The sequence below is a fragment of the Algoriphagus litoralis genome (assembly GCF_003259255.1).
GTDB lineage: Bacteria > Bacteroidota > Bacteroidia > Cytophagales > Cyclobacteriaceae > Algoriphagus > Algoriphagus litoralis.
This window is the reverse complement of the sequence record NZ_QGOL01000011.1, coordinates 238,372-260,862: the sequence shown is the minus strand read 5'-3', so window position 1 is coordinate 260,862 and position 22,491 is coordinate 238,372. Positions and strand designations below refer to the sequence as shown.

General features: G+C 42.2%; 20 protein-coding genes and 2 tRNA genes. 5 read left to right on the top strand and 17 right to left on the bottom strand.

Features of this window, described 5'->3' with window-relative positions; translation table 11 throughout:
- Positions 1 to 35 precede the first annotated feature (35 nt).
- The 3 genes from DK188_RS14285 to DK188_RS14275 all read left to right on the top strand — a co-directional run bounded on the left by DK188_RS14285 (position 36) and on the right by DK188_RS14275 (position 5,480).
- On the top strand, positions 36 to 2,711 hold the full coding sequence (locus tag DK188_RS14285; protein WP_198673022.1) for a hypothetical protein: 2,676 nt from the start codon (positions 36 to 38) through the stop codon (positions 2,709 to 2,711).
- Between the two features lie 120 nt (positions 2,712 to 2,831).
- Positions 2,832 to 4,058: an MFS transporter gene (locus tag DK188_RS14280; protein ID WP_111671487.1), complete on the top strand. Its 1,227-nt coding sequence runs from the start codon at positions 2,832 to 2,834 to the stop codon at positions 4,056 to 4,058.
- 45 nt (positions 4,059 to 4,103) lie between these two features.
- Entirely contained in the window at positions 4,104 to 5,480 is a 1,377-nt protein-coding gene (locus DK188_RS14275; RefSeq protein ID WP_111671486.1) for a glycoside hydrolase family 140 protein, read from the top strand.
- Here DK188_RS14275 and DK188_RS14270 read toward each other — a convergent pair.
- A complete protein-coding gene (locus DK188_RS14270; RefSeq protein WP_111671485.1) occupies positions 5,477 to 5,713 on the bottom strand; it encodes a DUF903 domain-containing protein in 237 nt (78 codons plus the stop codon). The two genes, DK188_RS14275 and DK188_RS14270, sit on opposite strands and share 4 nt — an antisense overlap.
- Positions 5,714 to 5,809: 96 nt before the next feature.
- Positions 5,810 to 5,883, bottom strand: a tRNA-Arg gene (locus tag DK188_RS14265).
- 178 nt (positions 5,884 to 6,061) lie between these two features.
- Between DK188_RS14265 and DK188_RS14260 the strand changes: the two genes are divergently transcribed.
- The gene (locus tag DK188_RS14260; RefSeq protein WP_111671484.1) at positions 6,062 to 6,808 is read left to right on the top strand and encodes a porin family protein; all 747 of its coding nucleotides are present in this window, start codon (positions 6,062 to 6,064) and stop codon (positions 6,806 to 6,808) included.
- A 44-nt stretch (positions 6,809 to 6,852) separates the two neighbouring features.
- On the opposite strand, the gene DK188_RS14255 is transcribed toward DK188_RS14260, so the two are convergent.
- Both DK188_RS14255 and rpoN read right to left on the bottom strand, forming a co-directional pair.
- Positions 6,853 to 7,422 (bottom strand): PA-phosphatase, encoded by a 570-nt coding sequence (locus DK188_RS14255; RefSeq protein WP_232825741.1) that lies wholly within the window; start codon positions 7,420 to 7,422, stop codon positions 6,853 to 6,855.
- Between the two features lie 44 nt (positions 7,423 to 7,466).
- Positions 7,467 to 8,927: an RNA polymerase factor sigma-54 gene (rpoN, locus tag DK188_RS14250; RefSeq protein ID WP_111671482.1), complete on the bottom strand. Its 1,461-nt coding sequence runs from the start codon at positions 8,925 to 8,927 to the stop codon at positions 7,467 to 7,469.
- Between the two features lie 177 nt (positions 8,928 to 9,104).
- Here rpoN and asnS point away from each other — a divergent pair, with 177 nt between their 5' ends.
- Entirely contained in the window at positions 9,105 to 10,556 is a 1,452-nt protein-coding gene (gene asnS, locus DK188_RS14245) for an asparagine--tRNA ligase (RefSeq protein ID WP_111671481.1), read from the top strand.
- Positions 10,557 to 10,587: 31 nt separating this feature from the next.
- Here asnS and DK188_RS14240 read toward each other — a convergent pair whose 3' ends face one another.
- The 13 genes from DK188_RS14240 to DK188_RS14180 all read right to left on the bottom strand — a co-directional run bounded on the left by DK188_RS14240 (position 10,588) and on the right by DK188_RS14180 (position 22,489).
- Positions 10,588 to 11,775, bottom strand: coding sequence for an MFS transporter (locus DK188_RS14240; protein ID WP_111671480.1), 1,188 nt, complete (start codon positions 11,773 to 11,775; stop codon positions 10,588 to 10,590).
- 64 nt (positions 11,776 to 11,839) lie between these two features.
- Complete coding sequence (locus tag DK188_RS14235) at positions 11,840 to 13,309, bottom strand: NAD(P)H-hydrate dehydratase (RefSeq protein WP_111671479.1); 1,470 nt, start codon at positions 13,307 to 13,309, stop codon at positions 11,840 to 11,842.
- A 2-nt stretch (positions 13,310 to 13,311) separates the two neighbouring features.
- Entirely contained in the window at positions 13,312 to 14,625 is a 1,314-nt protein-coding gene (locus tag DK188_RS14230) for an MFS transporter (RefSeq protein ID WP_111671478.1), read from the bottom strand.
- A gap of 61 nt (positions 14,626 to 14,686) precedes the next feature.
- On the bottom strand, positions 14,687 to 15,148 hold the full coding sequence (locus DK188_RS14225) for an ExbD/TolR family protein (RefSeq protein WP_111671477.1): 462 nt from the start codon (positions 15,146 to 15,148) through the stop codon (positions 14,687 to 14,689).
- A gap of 1 nt (position 15,149) precedes the next feature.
- Entirely contained in the window at positions 15,150 to 15,785 is a 636-nt protein-coding gene (locus DK188_RS14220) for an ExbD/TolR family protein (protein WP_111671476.1), read from the bottom strand.
- Positions 15,786 to 15,789: 4 nt separating this feature from the next.
- A complete protein-coding gene (locus DK188_RS14215) occupies positions 15,790 to 16,119 on the bottom strand; it encodes a hypothetical protein (protein ID WP_111671475.1) in 330 nt (109 codons plus the stop codon).
- 57 nt (positions 16,120 to 16,176) lie between these two features.
- Positions 16,177 to 16,983, bottom strand: a complete 807-nt coding sequence (locus DK188_RS14210; protein WP_111671474.1) for a MotA/TolQ/ExbB proton channel family protein — start codon at positions 16,981 to 16,983, stop codon at positions 16,177 to 16,179.
- Between the two features lie 546 nt (positions 16,984 to 17,529).
- Positions 17,530 to 17,617, bottom strand: a tRNA-Ser gene (locus DK188_RS14205).
- Positions 17,618 to 17,707: 90 nt separating this feature from the next.
- A complete protein-coding gene (locus DK188_RS14200) occupies positions 17,708 to 18,775 on the bottom strand; it encodes an asparaginase (protein WP_111671473.1) in 1,068 nt (355 codons plus the stop codon).
- A complete protein-coding gene (locus DK188_RS14195; protein ID WP_111671535.1) occupies positions 18,772 to 19,548 on the bottom strand; it encodes a TatD family hydrolase in 777 nt (258 codons plus the stop codon). Before DK188_RS14195 ends, DK188_RS14200 begins: the two co-directional genes overlap by 4 nt.
- The gene (locus DK188_RS14190) at positions 19,545 to 20,645 is read right to left on the bottom strand and encodes a glycosyltransferase (RefSeq protein WP_111671472.1); all 1,101 of its coding nucleotides are present in this window, start codon (positions 20,643 to 20,645) and stop codon (positions 19,545 to 19,547) included. Before DK188_RS14190 ends, DK188_RS14195 begins: the two co-directional genes overlap by 4 nt.
- A gap of 2 nt (positions 20,646 to 20,647) precedes the next feature.
- Positions 20,648 to 21,274: a polysaccharide deacetylase family protein gene (locus tag DK188_RS14185; RefSeq protein ID WP_111671471.1), complete on the bottom strand. Its 627-nt coding sequence runs from the start codon at positions 21,272 to 21,274 to the stop codon at positions 20,648 to 20,650.
- A 3-nt stretch (positions 21,275 to 21,277) separates the two neighbouring features.
- Positions 21,278 to 22,489, bottom strand: coding sequence for a PP2C family protein-serine/threonine phosphatase (locus DK188_RS14180; RefSeq protein WP_111671470.1), 1,212 nt, complete (start codon positions 22,487 to 22,489; stop codon positions 21,278 to 21,280).
- Between the last annotated feature and the right edge of the window lie 2 nt (positions 22,490 to 22,491).

Sequence of the window (22,491 nt, the reverse complement as noted above, 5' to 3'; positions counted from 1 at the left end):
TGGTAAAGACTCAATTTCCAAAAAGGAAGATTGAGATGCTGTTAATTTGGGCAAGTTTACTTCTACCCCTATTCGCTTTGAGCGGAAGTAATACTCCACCAAATGCCCGAGATAATCACATCTTATCGCTAGAAGCAGACCCTCAGTTGGTCGGCCCTGAAAACCTATGCATTGTTTTTGGCAACATTGTAGGCATGTACAGCGCAGGTGGTGATCCGGGTGATGTGTATGACTGGGAAGTCACCAATTCGGCCGGAGAGGTGATTTTTTCGCGAAGCGGAGGCATCCAACTGGAGACGATTCAAGTGGTCTTCCCAACGGTAGGAAATTATACAGTAAAATTACAAGTCCGCCGCGGGACCAATTCAAATTTTTATCAGGATCAATTAGCCGTCTTAGTTCAGGCTGGACCTGAATTGGCACTACTTCCTGATTATTTGCTGTGCGCAGGCTCTGCAGCAGTCATCACTGCTCTCAATCCAAATACGCCAAACTTATCCCAATACACCATAGAATGGAAAGATATTTTAGGGAATATCATTGGAACAGGTAATGAGCTTCTTGCCTATACGCCTGGTTTTTATTTGGTCGAACTTTTTCAAACTGATGCCTCTGGCAATCGATCCTGCGTAATCAACGGCTCTACTTTCGTAGGTCCTCCTATAGATTTTGAAATTGTGCCTTCCTCTACGAGCATCTGTGAAGGGGAATCGGTTTCCTTTGAATTGGACACTCCCTTGTCAGGCGATTGGTTCTTACAAAAAGATTTTACAGGACCTCGAACCTTGCTTGAAAGCGGCTTTGATTTCACAGTCGAACCAGCTGACCTCACAGGTCCCGGGTTGTATATAGTCACATTTCAGACGACAACTGAAGACTATCCGGATTGTATCTCGGAAAAAATAATCGCCTTCGAAGTGAAGGAAACCCCAAAAGTCACAGCAACAATTTTAAACCAGCCGGATGCGTGCACGAATCCAAATGGAACTATAGCAATCCGGGTGGATTCAGACATTGACGCACTTTATATTCCTGAATTGAATGTGATCCAAAACAACCTTTCAGCAGGTAGTGTGCAGACATTTTCCAATTTGAAATCACAGGTTTATTCAATTGTAGTAGAGAAGAATGGCTGCCAAGTGACCCAATTGTTAATTTTGCCATCTGACCCTAGTATCGGGCAGGTTAACCCTACCCTTTCTATCCAAGATGAAACCTGCAGTACTGATGGAGTCAGCTCAGGAATAGTGGAGGTTGACTTTGGGGCACCAGTCCCTAACGGATCATACCGAGTACTTGCAATCGGTAGAGGTGAAACCGACAGTGGAATAATTCCAACCAGTGGCCAACTAAATTTCCCTATCAGTGCAGGCACCTATCTTTTGGAGTTGACAGCGGATGGCTGTACTTATCCCGTTGAGACTATTACCATTGCCAAAGCAACCCAAGTTGAATACACAGTACCCTCCTCATTAAATATTTGTGAGACATTTGAACTGAAGCCTGAAACTTCACAAAACCTGACATTCTCACTTAACTTTCCCAATGGCAACACCGAAACCATCTCAGCCGGACAGAGCTACACTTTAACGGAATCAGGTACTTATACTATTATTGGATCTGATCCGACAGGAATACTTTGTCCAAAAAAGATTGCCTTCGACGCAACTTTATCTTCTTCCATTGCTTTTGCCCCAATATTGGCGATAGAAAAATGCTTTGATCCCATTCGGTACAAGATCGACCTACAGGGCGTCGCAGAAGAGGACGCAAGCATCAGATGGTTCAATGAAACGGGTGAAATTGTCGGAAGAGGGCCGGATTTTTATCCTCCTGGACTGGGCAATTATTCGTTATTGGTCCAGCCATTACAGAGTGGATTTTGTCCGGTAAGCCCTGTTGATTTTGTGGTGGTTGCCCCTATCACCTCTGTACCGATGGATCTAGAGGCAAACAAAATCTGTCCCGAACCCAACTTTGCGATCATAACGCTGAGTACAACGGAAGAAGAAGTAGACCGTACGGAATGGATTTATTTTGATGAAAATGATCAGAGGACAGAATTGGATCAGTTTGAGGGATTGTTTGAGATCCAGGTAGAAAATCCCGGCACTTATGAAGTGGTCGCTTACAACCAGCTTGGATGTGAAATAGGAAGAAATTTGATAGCCGTAGAAAATTCAATTCTACTGACCCAGCCCATGGTAGAGGAATCATATGGGGTTTGTTCCAAAGGAAAAAAAGGGCCAATAATTGACCCGGGAGATTTTGATGCCTATGAATGGTTTCTGGGTGAACAATTAGTCTCCACCGATCCTCAATTTTCTCCAAAAGAAGTTGGAGAATATACACTTAAGGTTACTACTGCAGATGGTTGTGAGTTTTTTGCTTCATTTAGAACCTACGATGCGTGTAGTTTTGAATATGTATTCCCAAATGCAATGATTTTGGATGATGGATCGAGAACCTTTGAAGTGAGGGTTTCCGAAGGAATTACAAGCGTTGATCTATTCATTATCAACCGAAAGGGAGGGCTGGTCCACTCGGATCGTACCGAAGAAATCTCCTATGGGGAACCCATTTTACAATGGGATGGAAAGGTGTCTGGTGCGAATATCCCAAGCGGAACCTATGTTGTAGTCTTGGTAGGAAAAAACCCGCTCTATCAGTTTGAAGAGAAAATAATTGGCTCTTTGCTGGTGTTGGATTAGTCAAGAATTCCATTCAAGGAATAATTTTCTTTGCGGGAAAGCTAAATCCTTTTTTTTTTCTATTTTGAACCGTTTATAGCTTCAGTTTTCTTCAACCCAAAAACCAAAAAGCACTCATCTATGACTCAAACCATCAACAAAGGTGCCTTATTCAACGCAAGTTGTTTGGCACTAATCACCACTGCTTTCTCGTTTTCTATTCGAGCAGGTATTCTTCCTCAACTAGGCGATTCCTTTGGCCTTTCTGCTGAGCAACTTGGATTCATCAATTCCATGTGGTTCCTAGGATTCCCTATTTCTATGATTCTTGGTGGCTTATTTTACCATATTGTTGGCCCAGCTAATATTATGAGAATCGCTTTTGTTACGCACACCCTAGGGATTTTGCTGACAATTTTTGCGGATGGCTACACCACTTTGCTTATTTCAACTTTATTTATTGGTTTTGGCAATGGATGTACTGAGGCCGCTTGTAATCCATTGATCGCAGATATGTATTCCGGAACCACTCTAAATAAAATGCTCAACAGATTCCATATGTGGTTCCCAGGTGGCATTGTTTTAGGTAGCTTAGTTTCTAAGTTTATGACGGATGGTGGCTTCACTTGGCAGGCCCAAGTATGGGTGATGATGATCCCTACCATCGCGTACGCTGTTCTCTTTTTCGGAAAAGCATTCCCTAAACCAAAAGTCGAAGGTGCTACATCTGTGAGCTCAAACTTCAAAGCGATGCTCAGTCCTGTATTTATTTTCCTTTTTGTTTGTATGGCTTTAACTGCCATATCTGAATTTGGTCCACAACAGTGGGTAGGATTGATCATGGGTTCCAGCGGAGCCAGTCCAATGTTGATCTTGGCACTGACTACAGGAGTGATGGCAGTGGGAAGATTCTTTGCAGGGCCAGTTGTTAAAGCCCTTGGCCAAACAGGAGTTTTGCTTGGTGGAGCTATTTTCGCTGCTATTGGTATATTCCTATTCAGTACAGTAACAGGTCCAATGGCTTATGTAGCAGCAGTAATCTTTGCGATTGGGGTATGTTATTTCTGGCCTGTGATGGTCGGTGCAGTTGCCCAGCGAGTTCCGCTTTCTGGAGCTTTGGGAATGTCAATTATCGGTGGCGTTGGGATGTTTTCCACCGCGATCTTTCAGCCAATCATCGGGGGATGGATCGATGCCTCACGTGCTACTCAAAGCGCCGCAGGATTAGCTGGCGATGCCCTTGAGCTCGCAGCTGGACAGGAAACCTTGCAAAAAATGCTTCTCTTTCCAGGGATTCTGATCGTTTTGTTTATCATTTTCTTTATCTGGCAAAAAGGCTCAAAACCTGTCACTGCAGCAGCACATTAACTCAACTCTCACAGCAGCCTTCGGGCTGCTTTTTTTTGACCCAAAATGAAAAAACAGCTTCTATTCTCCTTTGCCCTGCTCCTAAGTTTTGGTTTGGTAGCTCAGAAAATCACTGGCCCAATCCAAGTCCATCAAGACCAGCGATACCTGATGACGGCTGATGGGCAGCCGTTCTTTTGGATGGCAGATACCGCATGGGAATTGTTTCATCGTTTGGATGAAAAAGAGACCACTCACTACTTGGATGTCAGAAAGGAGCAAGGCTTCAATGTGGTGCAAGCTGTAGTGTTGGCTGAATTGGACGGAATTCAGACACCTAATGCAAATGGCGATACTCCTTTTTTGAACCTAGAAAAATGGGAGTATAATGAGGCGTTTTTCAGCCATGTGGACAAGGTGCTGAATATGGCCTTGGAGCGGAATATGCATATTGCACTACTTCCTACCTGGGGCGATAAGCTGTTCAAAGATTCATGGGGAATCGGTCCAGAGATCTTCACTCCTTCCTCAGCCTATGCGTATGGGAAATGGATAGGAAATAGATATCGAAATCAAAAGAATCTGATCTGGGTTCTAGGCGGGGATAGAAATCCACGGGAAAGCTCACAGGATGTCGAAGTTTGGAATGAAATGGCCAAGGGTCTTCTCGAATCCCAAAATCCCGCAAATCCTATCCCAATTACCTTTCATCCGCAACCTACTTCACCCGGAGGAAGCTCCAATTGGTTTCATCAAGCCAATTGGCTCGACTTTAATATGCATCAGACTGGCCACTGTCCTAATCAGCCTACTTATGAGAAGATCGCTCATGATCTTAGCCTCTCCCCACTGAAGCCCACAATCGATGGGGAACCGATGTACGAAGAACACCCCAAATGCTTCAATGCGAAGGAGCTGGGCTATAGCGAGGCCGCAGACATACGCAAAATCATGTATTGGAATGTCTTCACTGGAGCAGCCGGTCAAACTTACGGCTGCCATGCGGTCTGGCAAATGTATGATTTGGATAAAAGCCCAGTGAATGGTCCACTTAAACCTTGGCATAAATCGCTTGACCTTGAAGTCGCAAATCAGGTCAAGCACTTGAAAAACTTGATGCTCAGCAGGCCGTTTTTCGACCGGATACCCGATCAAGGCTTAATTTCCTCTTCTCAAGTAGATGATCAGACCTATGCAGTTGCGACAAGAGACAAGAAAGGGAGTTTTGCATTCTTTTACTTTCCTGACGGAAAAACGATAAAAATCAACTTGACTTCACTAAAAGGATCAGGCTATAAAATGACTTGGAAAGACCCACGAACCGGTGTCGAATTCCTTGGGAATACTGGAGAAAAAATTCTAGAAAAAAAGGAATTCGAGGTTATTCCTCCCAGTAATGGAAGAGGAAATGATTGGATTTTGATCGTGGATGCATTGGATTAATTTCCGCAAGAATAGCTCACATATTCGTCTGCTGAAATCGACCAAAGCTTTCCATCTTCATCCCGATAAGTGATGGTTCCGGTGCTTTGTAAAATTTCGATGCTTCGTTCGACTGTAATTGTCCCCCCGTCCACCAACTCGATGGTACATGGACCTTTGATACCCTTGGCATCAAATATCTCATCACAGGAAGCCAAGAAAATTAAAAGGAAGAAGAGGGTGATTTGGCGCATGAGAAGAGTAATTGATCTAAAATTAGCCCAAAATTGGTATTTGAAAAACTTTGCCTGAAAAAAGAAAAAGCTCAGCCTGTTGCGGACTGAGCTTTGTGACCTCGTCAAGATTCAAACTTGAAACCTCCTGAGCCGTAATCAGGTGCTCTATTCAGTTGAGCTACGAAGCCATTTAGGTTTGCAAAAGTAGCATTTTTTCTTTTTCTCACAAACTGATCACACGAAGAAAATTTAAACTCAATCTTTCCTTACTTCAGATCACTTAAGAATAATTAAGACTGTCAAGCAGGTAAATCCTTCGGGATTTCATATTTTTGCCCACATTCCAATGAATTGAATTTCCCTTTGATGAAAAAATTATTTACGCTGTCGCTAGTCTTCATGTTTTTTCAACTCGTGCAGGCACAGGAATCCGAGACAAAACCAAAATCTCCCATCGGAGGTCGTCCCAACATTCCAAGCGATTTGAATTTTGAGTTTGGCTTTAATCAGTTGACCAACCGCCCTGCTGATATTGGGGTAGATTTCATTGGTTCCAGGACGTTTAATGTGTCATACCAGTTCCCGATCAAAATCTTTGGTGAGACTTCGGGCTTTACTTTAAATCCAGGATTTGGTGTAGGCACAGACAAGATCGAATTCAAAAACGATGAAAATCTTTTCATTAATTCGGATTTGGGAAGCAATTCTTCAGAATTGGTTGATGTAACAGACGTGTATGGTGACAACATCCGAATCAAGACGAATAATTTCGCAATGAATTATTTTGAAATTCCGCTTGACCTAAGATACCACCTCAATAAAAACAATTACAGCAAAAGCTTCAGATTGAGCATTGGAGGCAAGGTTGGGTTTCTGTATAACGCCCATACCAAAGTCAAATATGAGTCTGCCGAATTTGACAAGCGAAAAGTCAAAGACTCTCAAAACTTCGGTTTGGAAAAAATCAGATATGCCATTTCAATCAAAGCAGGATCTCCGGGATTTTATGTTTGGGGAAACTTTTACTTGAATGATGTATGGAAAGCAGATAGAGGCCCATTCGCTACTGAAGCAAGCCAATTGAATTTCGGAATTGCAGTTTCAGTTTTCTAAACTGAAAAAAACTTAAAATTCAACCCGGACTATTCCGGGTTTTTTTATGCCCAAATCCAAGAAAATCCGACCCAACAAACCAGAAATCCAACTCCCAAGCCGACATAAATTTCAAGTGGCCGATGTGCCTGAAGCAAGAGTCGAGAAGAGGCTACTAACCCACAAAGGATCAAAACGAACAGCAGCGGGTAGAGGACTGCAAAGTTTGGAAATTTTGATCCCAATACCAGAATAACAGCCAGCAAACCACCCAAACCTGTCATATGTGCAGACATTTTCCAAAAAAAACTAACCACTGTAAGAATAACTACCGAAGTACAAATCACTGCCATTCCAAGCCATAGAACTGGATCCAATTCTGTCTTTTGATACAAAAACCAAGAAGTAAGTATAAAATAAAGTGTAGTAATCAAAAACGGTACCCGCCTATCTCTGACTTCAGGCATATGGAGGCTTTTGACAGTACCACTCAGTCTTAATCCTATGATAGTCACCATGGGGATGACCAAGGTGCAGAGAACAATTAAAAAAAAGATGCGATCCTTAAATTCCACTGGAATGCTTGTCGCCTCAGGTACTGCAAAAAGCACCATGCCAAAGACTAATGCGGGCATCAAAAGTGGCTGAAAAACTACGGAAATCACTAGGGCAATCGATCTCACAATAGCTCTTTTCTTAATCTGGCTACAGGAATCTGAAGTTGTTCACGGTATTTGGCCACTGTCCTCCGGGCGATATTGTATCCTAGTTTATTCAGCATTTTCACAAGTTTATCATCCGATAGTGGTCTCTTCTTATCCTCTCCATCGACCATTGTCTGCAGTACAGACTTCACTTCACGGTTACTTACATCTTCACCGCTATCCGTAGCAATCCCTTCAGAAAAGAAATACTTCAGTGGGTAGACTCCAAATTCAGTCTGAATAGCCTTGCTGTTTGCCACTCTGGAAACAGTCGAAATATCCATCCCAATCCGCTCGGCGATATCCTTTAATATCATTGGACGTAGATTTGTTTCATCTCCGTCGATAAAAAATTCCTTCTGATAGTCCAATATAGCCTCCATTGTCCTTAGCAGCGTATTTTGGCGTTGCTTAATAGCGTCTATAAACCATTTTGCGGAATCCAGTTTTTGCTTGACAAAAGTGACTGTGTCTTTCAGTTTTTTGTCTTTTTTATCGCTTTTATCATACGCATCAAACATCTCCGAATAGGACCTTGAGATTCTAAGCTCAGGTGCATTTCTTGAATTCAGGCTGACCTCAAGTTTACCGCCCACATTGGTCAGGATGAAATCAGGGATGATATATTGAGTCCGTACCAAGCCGTCTGAAGTTCCTCCAGGCTTTGGATTAAGTCTCGTGATCAGGTTAATTGAATCTTTAATCTGTTCCTCATCCAAGTCCAATCGCTTTTGAATCTTGGAGTAGTGCTTCTTGGTAAATTCCTCGAAGCAGTCCTGCAGGATCAATAGGGCATTCATCACCGCAGGATCGTCCGGATGTTCTTTTCGCTCCAATTGAATGATCAAACATTCTTGAAGCGTCCTGGCGGCAATTCCGGCTGGATCAAAATTTTGAATTTTCCGCAAAATCTCCTCCATCTCATCGATATCGGTTTCGATATTTTGGCTGAAAGCCAGGTCATTGATGATAGCTTCCAAATCTCTACGAATGTAGCCGTCATTTTCTATGCTTCCGATCAGCTGCTGACCGATTATCTTTTGACGTTCGTCAAGTTTGAGAAAATTGAGTTGGGTAATAAGCTGCTCATGGAGGGAAGCCTGTGACGAAATGGGGATTTCCCGATCATCTTCATCAGGATTATAGTTTCCATCGCCCTGCATTTTGTAGCCACTATACTCGTCGTCGAGGTAATCATCCAGATTTAATTCATGATCATCACGACCGGCATCCTCATCAAATGAGTCCTCAAAATCATCCTCCTGAGTTTGCTCTGGCTCCTCATCCTTGCCTTCTTCTAGGGCCGGATTGATCTCCAGCTCTTCTTCAATCCTCGTATCCAACTCAGCAGTAGGAACTTGAAGCAGTTTAATAAACTGAATCTGCTGGGGTGAAAGCTTTTGAGAAAGAGATTGACTAAGGTTAAGCTTTTGCATTTATATCTATTAAAATCTGCGAATTTGCGTGAAAAAAAGCCTTTTCATTCGAAAAAGCTTTGCAATCAAATTTAGGAAAAAGTGCCAAATTTTTGATAAAAAGGTGATTTAATCGTTTTTTTGCATTCCACTAAAAATTGGCCGGAAAAGAACTTTTTTCCGATAAAAAAATCTCCCATGGCATTCAACAAACGGGTCAAAATCAAGACCATCCTGGATCAAAATCCAATCGGGCAAGAAATCACCCTAATGGGTTGGGTTCGTACCAAAAGAAGCAACAAAAATGTTTCTTTCATCGCACTCAATGATGGCTCTATCATTACCAATTACCAAGTGGTGGCGGACCCTAACCTTATTTCTGAGGATATTCTCAAAAAGTGCAGTACAGGTGCATGTCTTAAAATCACAGGAACTGTCGTCGAATCTCAAGGTGCTGGACAATCTTCTGAACTCAACGCAAAATCGATCGAAGTTCTTGGTGAAGCAGATCCTGAGAAATACCCATTACAACCGAAGAAGCACTCTTTAGAATTTCTGCGAGAAATCGCTCACCTGAGGATTCGTACCAACACCTTCAGTGCAGTTTTCAGAGTGAGACATGCTTTGGCTTTTGCGGTACACAAGTACTTCAATGATAAAGGTTTCTTCTATATCCATACGCCAATTATCACTGCCTCGGATGCAGAAGGCGCCGGAGAGACTTTCAAAGTCACCACTTTGGACATTGGAAATCCACCAAAAATGGAGGATGGCTCCGTAGATTTTAAGAAAGATTTCTTCGAAAGAGAAACTAACCTGACCGTTTCTGGCCAACTCGAAGGAGAATTAGCTGCTATGGCCCTGTCTGAGATCTACACTTTCGGCCCGACTTTCCGCGCAGAAAATTCAAATACTACCCGTCACTTGGCTGAATTCTGGATGATCGAACCTGAAATGGCATTCTATGATGCGGAGGATAATGCAGATTTGGCCGAAGATTTTCTAAAATACCTGATTCGATATGCATTGGATCATTGTCAGGAAGATCTGAAGTTTTTGGAAACTCGGCTTCTTGAGGAGGAAAGTTCCAAACCTACGGATCAAAGAAGTGAATTGAATCTGTTGGAAAAACTCAGATTTGTAGTTGACAACGAATTTGTCCGAATCACCTATACGGAGGCAATTGATATCTTGAGAAACTCTAACCCGAATAAAAAGAAGAAATTCCAATACCTGATCGAGAGTTGGGGCGCTGACCTCCAGTCTGAGCACGAGCGATACTTGGTAGAGAAGCACTTCAAAAAACCGGTAATTTTGACCGACTATCCTAAAGAAATCAAGTCCTTTTACATGCGTCAAAACGAAGATGGAAAGACAGTTGCGGCTATGGATATCCTTTTCCCAGGCATCGGCGAAATTATAGGTGGCTCCCAGCGAGAAGAACGGCTGGATGTATTGACCGCTAGAATGGATGAGATGAATATTCCAAAAGAGGAAATGTGGTGGTTCTTAGACACCCGCAGATTTGGATCCACTCCTCATGCCGGTTTCGGCTTGGGTTTTGAACGAATGGTCCAATTCGTCACTGGAATGGGAAACATTCGCGATGTGATCGCTTTCCCTAGGACACCTGGAAATGCAGAATTCTAAAAAAAATCCCGATGAGAGTCGGGATTTTTTTTTAGCTAACCACCTTCACTCTCCTTGCCAAGGGAATACATAGCACACTGAAGAAGATTGCCAAATAGCCCACAATATGAAAATTGGTCAGTTCTCCGGCTTCATTTTCTCCAATAATCATCCCAGCGGCAAGCGAAGCTATACCTGCAGCTAATTGTTGGACCGCAGAATTGAAGCTGAGGAAGCTCCCACGATTTTCTGGTTTTGCAGTTCCTGTAATAATCGCCGCCGCCGGTACATAGCGTCCGTTTGATGTCACAAAAAACATGGTGGTGATGAGCAAAACATAAGGAATTGGCGTCACTCCAAGGTGGGTAATCACCCCGATCGGAATCAAATTAAGCAGCATAAAAATGGTGAATATCTTCAGTTTACCATGCTTGTCAGAAAGTCTGCCTACCCAAGGCGAGGTAAAAATCGTAAAAGCTCCACCGGCAATATATACGTAAGTAAGTTCCATCTCCGTAAAGCCTACATTGGCAACATTATAAGGACTCAGGAACGGAATAATCATAAACTGCCCAAACATCATCATCACCGATAGCGTGATGGCGCGCATCTGATTGCTATTGCTAGTCACACGGGAGATTACCGCTAGCGGATGTGGCCGCTTGATCTCTTTACCCAAGTGCTCCCTAATCGGCGGAATAAACTTATAAATCATGCCAAGGCTTAATACCGCAAGCCCTGTCAAAATGTAAAATGGCATATGCCAGTTAGATAAACTTGCCAAAAAAAGCCCCAAAGGCACCCCCATCACAGATGCAAAAGAAAAAGCTGCCATCACCAACCCCATTGCACGACCTCTTCGCTCATCAGGAATGACATCTCCGATTATCGCAAGAATCAAAGCGGAAGTCAGCCCTCCAAAAACTCCCGAAATCACCCGAGCCGCCAGCAAAACAGGATAACTTGGCGACAAAGCACAACCGAGGGTTCCGACGGTAAATCCCACATACACCCAAATGAGGATCTTCTTCCGATCAAAACGATCCAGAAAAAAGGCTCCAAAAAAACTAGAAATCCCCGCACTGAACGTATAAGAAGAAACCAACAAGCTAAACTCACTGGGACCAATATCGAAGATTCTCATCAGCTGTGGACCCAGCGGCATGAGAATCATAAAATCTACAATGTGAATGAAATTGATGGCTGCGAGTGTCCAAAGAATCGCTTTTTCCTTTTGCATATCAAAAATCTATGGTTTGAAAACCGAGACTGGAAAAATTAAGTTTGGTCAAAAGCATATTTTTTCAGGAAATATCTAATTCAATAAAGGTAGCTGGAATAGCCTCAATTATATCAGAGGCGATTGTTCCGCGGCGTTTTTTCCCTCCGGCAATTTCACCCGCGAGACCATGATGATACACACCACAGATCATTGCATTCTCGGGACTATAGCCCTGTCCTAAAAACGAAGTAATCATCCCCGTCAACACGTCACCGGATCCTCCAGTTGCCATATATTGGGTACCGGAGGAATTAAAAATCTGCCTTCCATCGGCTAAGCAGATTACAGAGTTGGCCCCTTTGATGATTAAGTTAAGCTTCCATTTTTGGCAAAATTCTTTTGCCTTTTTAAGTCTTTGAGGGTGATCAGTAGATTGTCCTAGTAATCGGTCAAACTCCTTCAAGTGTGGGGTCAAAATACTTCCCTCAGGAATCAGCGGCATCAGATCCGGGTTTTGAGAAAGTATGGTAAGGCCATCTGCGTCGATAACCATTGGTTTTTTAAAGAGCTGAAAAACCCTTTCCACCAAAAAGGCATTCCCTTCGATACCTATTCCTGGACCAAGTCCTACTGAGTCAAAAGTGGATAAATCCTGAGGAAGATCGAAAAGACACATGACTTCCGGCACAGAACTTTGAATTATTTGCCGCTCAGATTCCTGAACCAATGCACTTACCAATCCAGAACCAGTACGAAGTGCAGCCTTGCACGCCAACAGTGAAGCTCCCATTTTACCTTTACTTCCGGACACCAAAAGCACTTTCCCAAAATCTCCTTTATGTGAAAAGCGATGAAATTTCCGATGATGAAGGGAAACATCCTTTTTTCTAAGAAAAAAAGTTGAGGTCTGAAAGCCTTCGTAAGCTTCATCTTTGATTCCTATATCAACTACAGCTAGTTCGCCTGTAACAGATGCATGCTCAGGAAAGAGGAGAGATAGCTTCGGAAAGGCAAAAGTCACCGTATAGTCTGCTTTGACACATCCTTCACCCAAAATCGTATCCGATGGAAGCCCACTGGGAATATCGACAGAAACTCTGATTCCGGAACTAGAATTGATTTTAGCAAGTATTTCTTTGGCTTGGCCGCGTAGATCTCCCTTTAATCCAACTCCCAAAAAAGCATCAATAATTAGTGCTTTACCATTTGTATTAAAATCTTTCCAATCTCTGACATTTACCTTTTCAGGCAATTTTTGAAAATTTCGAGAGGCATCAGCACTGAGGTTATTTCTTTCATCAAAACAGGTATAAACTGTAATATTTAACCTTAACTCATACAGCAATCTTGCAATTGCAAAACCATCTCCTCCATTATTTCCAGCTCCGCAAAATATGGCAACGGGCAAGTCTTGAGGAAAACCTTGATCTTTCCACCACCTCACAAAACCAAGGGCCGCCTGCTCCATCAATTCCAGACTACTTATTCCAGTCATCTGAATATGGTGAAGGTCAAGTAGTTTTACCTGATTTCCATTGAGAATTTTAAGCATAATTAGACTTTTTGCTGGATAATAGATTGCTTGGGAATAGTCACCAAAATCAAAAATCCAAGTCCTACTAAAAAGAATACACCCAATGAAACCGCACTATTTCGCATACTTCCTGTTAATTGTTCAATCGCACCATAAGTAAACGTACCGATCACTATTGCAAGCTTTTCGGTGACGTCATAAAAACTAAAGAAAGAGGCATGTTTGGTGGTTTCTTCTGGAATAAGTTTGGAAAAAGTTGAGCGAGAGAGTGATTGAATCCCTCCCATAACCATCCCTACTACAAATGCAAGTGCATAAAACTCATAGACAGAATAAACATAATATGCAGCACCACATATTCCCACCCAAATTAAAACCATAACCATAAGGCTGATCTTATTGCCAAACACCTTGGATATAAATGCAAAAAGATAGCTACCACCAATCGCAACAAATTGAATAATCAAAACAGTAAGTATCAGCTGATCTCCCGGCAGACCAAGTTCTTTATCTCCAAATGATGCGGCTAAGTACATGACTGTCTGAACACCCATGGAATAAAAGAAGAAAGAAGCCAAGAATCGTTTCATCACAGGGAACTGACGAACTTGAGAGAAAACCTCTTGAATTTCCTGATATCCTTTAATCAAAAATTCACTTTTTATCTTCTTTTTGTAAGGGTTTTTAGGCAAAATCCGAAATGGAATTTGTGAAAACCCAGCCCACCATAATCCAGTGATTAAAAATGAAAAACGGGCAGCGAAACTTCCCTCTGGAACTCCAAAAAAATCAGGAAACTGAATCATGGCAAGGTTAAAAACAAGCAAGATCACACTCCCAATATACCCCAGAGCAAATCCCTTTGCACTGAGGAAATCATACTCATGCTCCTCAGCTATTTCGGGTAAATACGCATTATAGAATACGATACTTCCAGCGTAGCCAATACTAGCCATCACACTACAAAATATTCCAAACTCCAAGTTATCCCCATCAAAAAAGAATAATCCAATACATGCCACTGAACCCATGTAAGCAAATACTTTCATGAAAAAAAGCTTCTTTCCGGAAGCATCAGCAATACCCGAAAGCAGTGGCGAAAAAATCGCAATTACCAAATAGGAGAATGAGATAGAATAGGAATACAATACAGTATTGACTACCTCCCACCCGAAAAAGTCAACCTTATCGGATCCATCAATACCTTTAGTGACACTATTGTAATAGACGGGGAAAATAGTAGAGGTAATGACCAAACTATATACAGAATTGGCCCAATCGTACATGGCCCAAGCACCATGAACTTTATTTTTATTTGAGAGAAGAGGTTTCATAGCTTATCAACAAAAAAGCCATTCGCTGAGCGAATGGCTTTAAATATAAATATTGAATTTTTTAATTCATTACTTTTCCTGTGGATGCATAAAGAACCCTTCTGGCATCAGCATTTCTCAATTCGGTCTGAACATCTGAAATTGGACCCATTTTCACGTCTTTATCCACTTTCATGGAGATGGTGATAAATCCTCTATCTGACTCAGGCAGCAAATCTCTCTCCTGATTCACCCACTGCACAATTTCAGGTGGGCTGATCAAAACATCATTGGCTTGAACTCTTGGTTCAGAGCCATACAAACTCGTATTCTTAGGCTTACCGATATATAAGTAAGAAATAAGAGTTTTCTTCTGAAGTTTTTGAAGTTGAGAAGCTTGAGGAATTTTTTGCTCAACCAATAGATCCTGCTCTCTCAATACGGTCGTTACCATGAAAAAGAACAGCAACATGAAGATAATATCGGGAAGAGCTGAAGTAGGAATACTTGTAGAAGTATTTGTTTTTTTCTTAAACTTTGCCATATCAATTTCCTCCTATTTTATCCGGTTCTGCAATAGAAATCGCCAAAGGGAATCCCTCTTTGCCTCTGTCTAGCAACAATTTTGATGCTTCATCGTCGCCAGTAAGTGCACGATATTCATCAGCTGTCAATCCTACTCGCTCACCGTAGATTTCAAAATAAGCCTTTTTTGCAAGGTCAAAAACCTCCAAATATAACTCATAGCTAGTCCCACGGTTAGTTTTGATAGAAACTACAGCTTCACCTGGATGATCTGAGGACTCTGGTCTTCTGAGTGCCTTTGCTTGAAGAGAAGCTGGAAGAGAGTTAAATAGAGCCTGTGCCTCTTCATCAGGTGCACCGAAGTTCAACACAAAATCTTTGATATCCTCATCTAGACCTTCCGCTGTTCTTCTATATTCTCCTTCGACCAACAAATCATCATTAGCGTTGATCAAGATATTGAAGATGTTACGTTCGTTCTTCTTGATATCAGGTGGCGGAACATTTGGATCCAACTTTGGAGGCAGAATATTCAAAATACCCTTGTCCGAAGCGATCGTGGTGGTAACGAGGAAGAAGATCAAAAGCAGGAATGCGATGTCAGCCATCGAACCTGCGTTTACCTCCGTAGTCGCTCTGCTTTTATTTCTTGCCATTTTGTTACTTGATAGCTTTATTAAATTCTGTAACTACAATGCCTACTAGAGCCACGATAGTTAACACATAAGTAGTGATCATAAGACCTCCAACCATTTGAGACATGGCAGGGGTGAGGTTAAACGGATCACTTTCGAATTTTGGAAGTACCTCGTTGCTGGAAATGCTGTAGCACACAAAGAATAAGACCAAAATCAGTACTATACCAAGCCCAGTTTTTAGTAAACTTTTGGGATTGTCAAGTGATTTGAAGAGTGGCATAAGAACTGAAACTACAGCTCCAATTCCGACCAGTGCGTAGCTCCCGTAGAGCAATATATCCCAAGTATCCATAGTATTGATTCTTTGTTAAAATTATAGGATTTGATTTAAGCAAAAGTGACTTACGGTTTACTTACCGGTCAATTTATGCTTCACCAATACGTCTACCAAAGAGATAGAAGCGTCTTCCATGTCGTTAACCAAAGAGTCAATTTTTGCTACTAGGTAGTTGTAGAACAATTGAAGGATAATCGCAACGATCAAACCAGCAACTGTAGTCAAAAGTGCGATTTTGATACCACCAGCAACCAAAGATGGAGAGATATCACCTGCAGCTTCGATTGAGTCAAAGGCACCGATCATACCGATTACAGTACCCATGAAACCCAACATCGGGGCAAGGGAGATGAAAAGCGAGATCCAAACAAGACCTTTTTCGAGACGTCCCATTTCTACCGAACCGTACGCGATGATAGATTTTTCTACCATTTCGATACCTTCAGAATATCTCATCAGACCTTGGGTAAAGATAGAAGCAACAGGACCTTTAGTGTTTCTAGTCACATCTTTTGCAGCTTCGATACCACCTGATGAAAGTGCATCTTCCACTTTCAAGATAAGTTTCTTAGTGTTGGTAGTTGCCAAATTCAAAGAGATGATTCTTTCCAAAGCAATAGCAAGACCCAAGATCAAACAGATCAATACTGGAGTCATGTAAAGCGGATCTCCCTCGATGAATTTTTCCTTGATCACTTGATGGAAGCTTTGTTCCTCAGCGACAATTTCGTCGTCAACAATAGTTGGTGAAGCGGCAGGCTCAGCTGCAGGGGTTACTTCTTCTGTAGCAGCAGTATCTGCTGATGCATCTTGTGCGTTAGCAAAGACAGGAACAAACATGATACCTGCAAGCATGAACAAAGCGATTAACTTTCTCATAATTTGTTTTGAATTAGACTTTTGATAAAGGTTAAATGGTTTCCAGATTAAAATCGAGTTTTAAAGTTATGATTTTTTAAATTCAAAAAACAATGGGGTCTTTTAACTTTTTTGAAAGAATCCCCTGTTTAAATCGAATTTGAGGCAATTTTTACACGAATGGAGTGAATGACCTGTTTTAAAATTTTTTCGAAACTGCTCTTTTAAATAGGATAACGGTCTTTTTTGCCTCTTGTCCGTTATACAAATCTAAAGAGGTTCAAGCTTATCCATTTTTTATCAAAATACCCAACTCTTTTTTCTGTTTTGGCGAAAAAGTGACCCTTTATTCAGATTTAAAGAAAAATAAATTCTATTCTGAGGCTAAATCCACCTGAACACTTTCCTTTCTTGAAAAGCCCAAGAATAATAGCCCTCAGACATATCTCAATCTAATGTCCAATCCCTCAATAAATTCATGTCTCGATTCCCCAGCCTTTTTTCTGACATACGGTATGGACTTAAAAAAAGAAAAGCCAACTTCATTTCTAAAGTTGGCTTTTCATGCAGAGAGGAAGGGATTCGAACCCTCGATACCCTTGAGGGGTATACACACTTTCCAGGCGTGCTCCTTCAACCACTCGGACACCTCTCTGTGTTGATTTTCGCAGATTTTGCGAATCGGAGTGCAAAGAAAATTATTATTCCCGCCGATTCCAAACCCAATTCTAAAATTCAATCAAAATCAAGCGGTGATCTCTCCGGCGAGGGATTGGGTTAATTTGAGACAAATCTCATCACGGGTATAATTTTGACCCAATAAAAACATAAGCTTGGTCACTGCAGCTTCAGTAGTCATATCAGCGCCACTGACCACACCAACTGCCAAAAGCTCCTTACTGGTCTCATATCGCCCATGGATTACTCTTCCCCCATTACACTGGGAGACGTTTAGAATAATCAGCCCCTTCTTAATAGCACGATCTAGCGATTTCATAAACCAAGATTCCGAAGGACTATTTCCCGAACCATAAGTTTCCAAAACCACTCCCCGAAGTCCCTCAATATTAAAGCAGGCGTCCATTATTTTGTCTGTAATCCCCGGAAACAACTTTAAAATCATCACCCGATTATCCAGATGATTCATTTTGACCAATTTTCGCTTTGCTTCAAAAGGACGGATTGCATTCATATTATAATCAATGACGATACCTGCCTCAGCCAAAGAGGGATAGTTTTCAGATTCGAAGGCATCGAAATGGATGCTTTGGACTTTTTTGGAGCGATTGCCTCGCAGCAGCATGTGATTGAAGAAAATACAAACCTCAGGTACTATCGGTCGATCGTTGATTTTAGCTGTAGCTATTTCCAATGCCGTCATCAGATTCTCCCTAGCATCAGATCGCATCGCTGAGATGGGTAATTGCGCCCCGGTAAAAATCACTGGTTTGTTTAACCCATGCAGCATATAACTGAGCATGGAAGCGGAATACGCCATAGTATCTGTCCCATGTAAAACCACAAAACCGTCATAACTGTCATAGTTCTCATAGATGATATAGGACATATCTTTCCAGTGACGCATGGTCACATTAGAAGAATCGATCGGCTCAGGAAATGAGATCACCGTAATAGCAATATCCATATTGGAAAGGATAGGGATCTTTTCCAGGATTTGACCAAAATTGAAAGGTACAAGTGCTCCGGATTCGTCATAGGCCATACCTAGTGTCCCTCCGGTGTAAATAATCAAAACGGAAGCTGTTCTGGCTGTTTTCAGTCCCGTATTCAGACGTACGATTTTATAATTCATGAATTGATCTCCTTAAATAAATTCAATGCATTGGACTTGGTCTTCGTAGCGACAATTTCTGCGGAAATATGCAACATATCCCCAACCCGCTCAGCAATAGAAGGCAAATAGGCCGGAGTATTTCTTTTTCCTCGGTATGGAACCGGGGCCAAATAAGGGGCGTCTGTCTCCAAAACCAGATTTTCCAAACCAATAAATGGAATAACTTGGTCAAGTCCACCATTCTTATATGTGGCTACTCCTCCTATTCCTAACAAGAATCCCAATTTGACAATCTTATTAGCTTGCTCAAGTGAGCCCGTAAAACAATGAAAAATCCCCGTAAGTGATCCATTCTGCGCATTTTCTAGGAGCTCAATGGTCTCATCAATCGATTCTCTGCAGTGCAAAACAACAGGAAGTCCCTTTGCCTTGGCCCAACCGAGCTGGATCTGCAGCGCTTCCTTTTGTCTGTCAAAATTGGTCTTGTCCCAATACAGATCGGTGCCAATCTCTCCCACTGCCGCAAATTCCCGCGAATTGAGCCAGCCTTCCATCACATAGAGTTGCTGCTCAAAATCCTCCTTGACATCACAAGGATGCAAGCCCATCATTGGCACGCAGAGATCTCCGTAGCGTGACTCACACTCCAGCATGCGGTCAATCGTTTCCACATCAACATTGGGCATATAGATCCGCTCTATCCCTGCCTGTCGGATCTCTTCGATGACCTCATCACGATCGGAATCAAACTTGGCGGAATAAATATGTGCGTGTGTATCGATCAGGTTCATGGGTATTTTCGGGCTTTCCATTCTATTTTCCCGGGCCAAAAGTAATAAAGAATCGTCAGGCTAAGGTTCCAAATCTGGTAAAACTCGAAAAGAATCAGCACCAAAACTCCTTTAGATTGCCCTGCTTTTTTTAAGAAAAACTGGAGAAAAACTGATTGAACAAGTGCTTTTATACACCAAATAAAAACTCCAACCTGCCAATCCAAAGCGATCAGGATCAAAATTGCAGGATAGAAAAGCACCTGAAGACTGAGTAATATCTTCCAAGGAATTGAAAGTGTCATTGCTCCTGCCATCCATCGTTTCCGCTGTTTCAACAGAGATTTTAACCCATTTTCCGGTTTTGTCCGAACCAGAAAATCCTCACTGACCTGATGTCTGATTTTGTATCCTTGTTTATGGATGGATTTGGAGATCTCAAGGTCCTCAGTAAGTGAAAATGGTATTTGATCAAACCCACCACACTCTTCATAGGCCGCTCTGCTGATGACCATATTATTACCAAGTCCAGTAGTCGGCATTTCCAAGTCCGTCACCACTTTCACTAGGCCAAGAGTATTCCACCAATCGATCTCCTGCATTTGTTCGAAGAAGCCTCGACTGCGAACCTGTGTAATCCCAATCACTAATCCTGTTCCTCCCTCAAAACATTTGACTCCCTCTCTGATCCAAGTGGCAGGCACTTCACAATCTGCATCTGTGAAAAAAAAGTAATCTCCAGTGGCTTGATGACCCAGAATCGCCAGCGCATTTGCTTTCCCATTTGTTGGATTTTTTGTTCCCTCAATCGAACCAATCGATACCAGAGTTCTATTTCCTTCATTTTGAACCCATTCCCTAATTATTTGAGCCGTGCGATCCTCACTTTGATCATCAGCAAGCAATACCTGCAGCAATTCTGGGGGATAGTCAAGGTCACTTAGGCTTTGGAGCAAGTTCAAAATGTGAACTTCTTCGTTTCGAGCTGCTACCAAAACGGAAACTTTTGGAAGTAAACTTTTTTTCCGTGCATGATTTTTCCAGTTCATTTTCAGGAAAAACACCAGCAATACATACTGGACAATCAGAATTCCGGAGAAAATAGCGACCCAAATCATGACTACAAAAGTCCGGTAATGAACCCTCTTTCGAGCAAAAAATCAAGATACGGTGGAAGGACTTTGGGAAGAACCTCCACAGTTTTCTCTTGGTCATGAAAAACAACGATACTACCAGATCTTGTATGATCGATACTTTTGGATAAAATCTGTTTGCCTGGGATCCGCTGATCATAATCACCGGAGAGTACATTCCACATGATCAGTTTCTTGGTTTTTAGAAGCGCTTTGGCTTGCGAATTACGAATCAATCCATAAGGTGGACGGAAGAGATCAGTCTTGAGACCAAGAGATGCTTCAAATTCCTGATCAAAAGCTTGAATATTTTTCAAATAATCCTGATCGGATGTCTTCCACCCATTCAGATGATTAAAGGTATGATTGCCGATGTGATGCCCCGATGCTATGATCTCGCGTCCTAAAGCCCGATTTTTCCGAAGGTTATCCCCTACCAAAAAAAAAGTGGCTTGCTGTCCTCTTTTTGCAAGTTCATTGAGGACAAAATCCGTTACTCCAGGAACTGGCCCATCATCAAAAGTGAGGTAAACTTGGTTCTCCAACCCATCCGCAGTCCAAATCCGCTTTGGAAATAAGAGTTGAACAGCTTTAGGGACGGTATGCCAAACCATATTCTACCGAAATCTAAGGCTTAACAGCGTCAAGTCGTCCCGTAAAGGAATCTGTTGGGTAAAGGCTTGCATCTTATCAAAAAACTCTTGGTGAAAATCCTCTGGATTCATGCATAAATGCTCATTTACAAACTGCTGGAATCGCTCCTCTCCAAACTCTTCTTCCTCCGCATTCATCGACTCGGTCAATCCGTCGGTATACAGGTGGACGGTGAAATTCTCTAGATTTTCACGCTCCCCGACTTCCAAAAACGGCAATTCATCAAATGCTCCCAAAATAGTCGTCCCTGCCTCCAGAAGCTCACTTTTCTTCGTTCGCTCCCAGCACAGGATCGGTGGGTTATGTCCGGCATTGACATACCTCAGTTTTTTGGTTTTCCGGTTGTATTCTCCGAGGAAAAAAGTGATGAAACGCTCTCCCTTGGTATTTTCGATCAACGTATAATTTAACTGATGAATGATGACATTGAAGTCTGCATCACTCCGTAGCAACGTTCTCAAGGCTGCCTGGAAGTTGGACATCAGGAGTGCAGCAGAAATCCCCTTGCCGGATACATCAGCAATGCAGAAATAAAGGACATCTGACGACTTCTGAATCAGGTCATAATAGTCGCCGCCCACCATGCTGTGTGGGTAATAGGTTACCATAGCTTTTAGCTCAGGAGTATTAGGCAGCGAGGAGGGAAAAAGCATCTGTTGGACTTGCGAAGCAATCTCTACCTCACGGTTGAGAACCTCTTGCTCCAGCTGTTTTCTGGCAAACCGCTTATTTTCCAAAGCCACTACCAAGATATTTGCTAAAGCTTGAGTAAAGTCCAAGTCCAATTCCATCTCCTCTGATTTCCGTTTCAGAAATAAAATTGCGAGTAACTTGTCCTTGTGATATACAGGAAGATAGGTTTCCAATTCTTCGAATGTATATTCCTCCCCTAATTGGATTTGTAGTTGGCCGGATTCCTTTTTGTCTAGGATGGCAGCTGATTCTAGGGTCACCGGAACTTTTCCCTTTACTCCATGAGAGATCTTTCGTTCAAAAACATCCTTTTTCAGCACGTATAAGATCAAGGACTTGATATCCAGGTGAACTAGGCAAGTGAATTTAAAAATATTGACTAGGGTAGCTTCAGATTGGTTCTCATTGATCGCCTGGGTGATCTCAAGTAATGCCTTGAGCTCTAGTTCTTTTCGTTGGTATTTGTAGGTATCGTCCAGCAAGT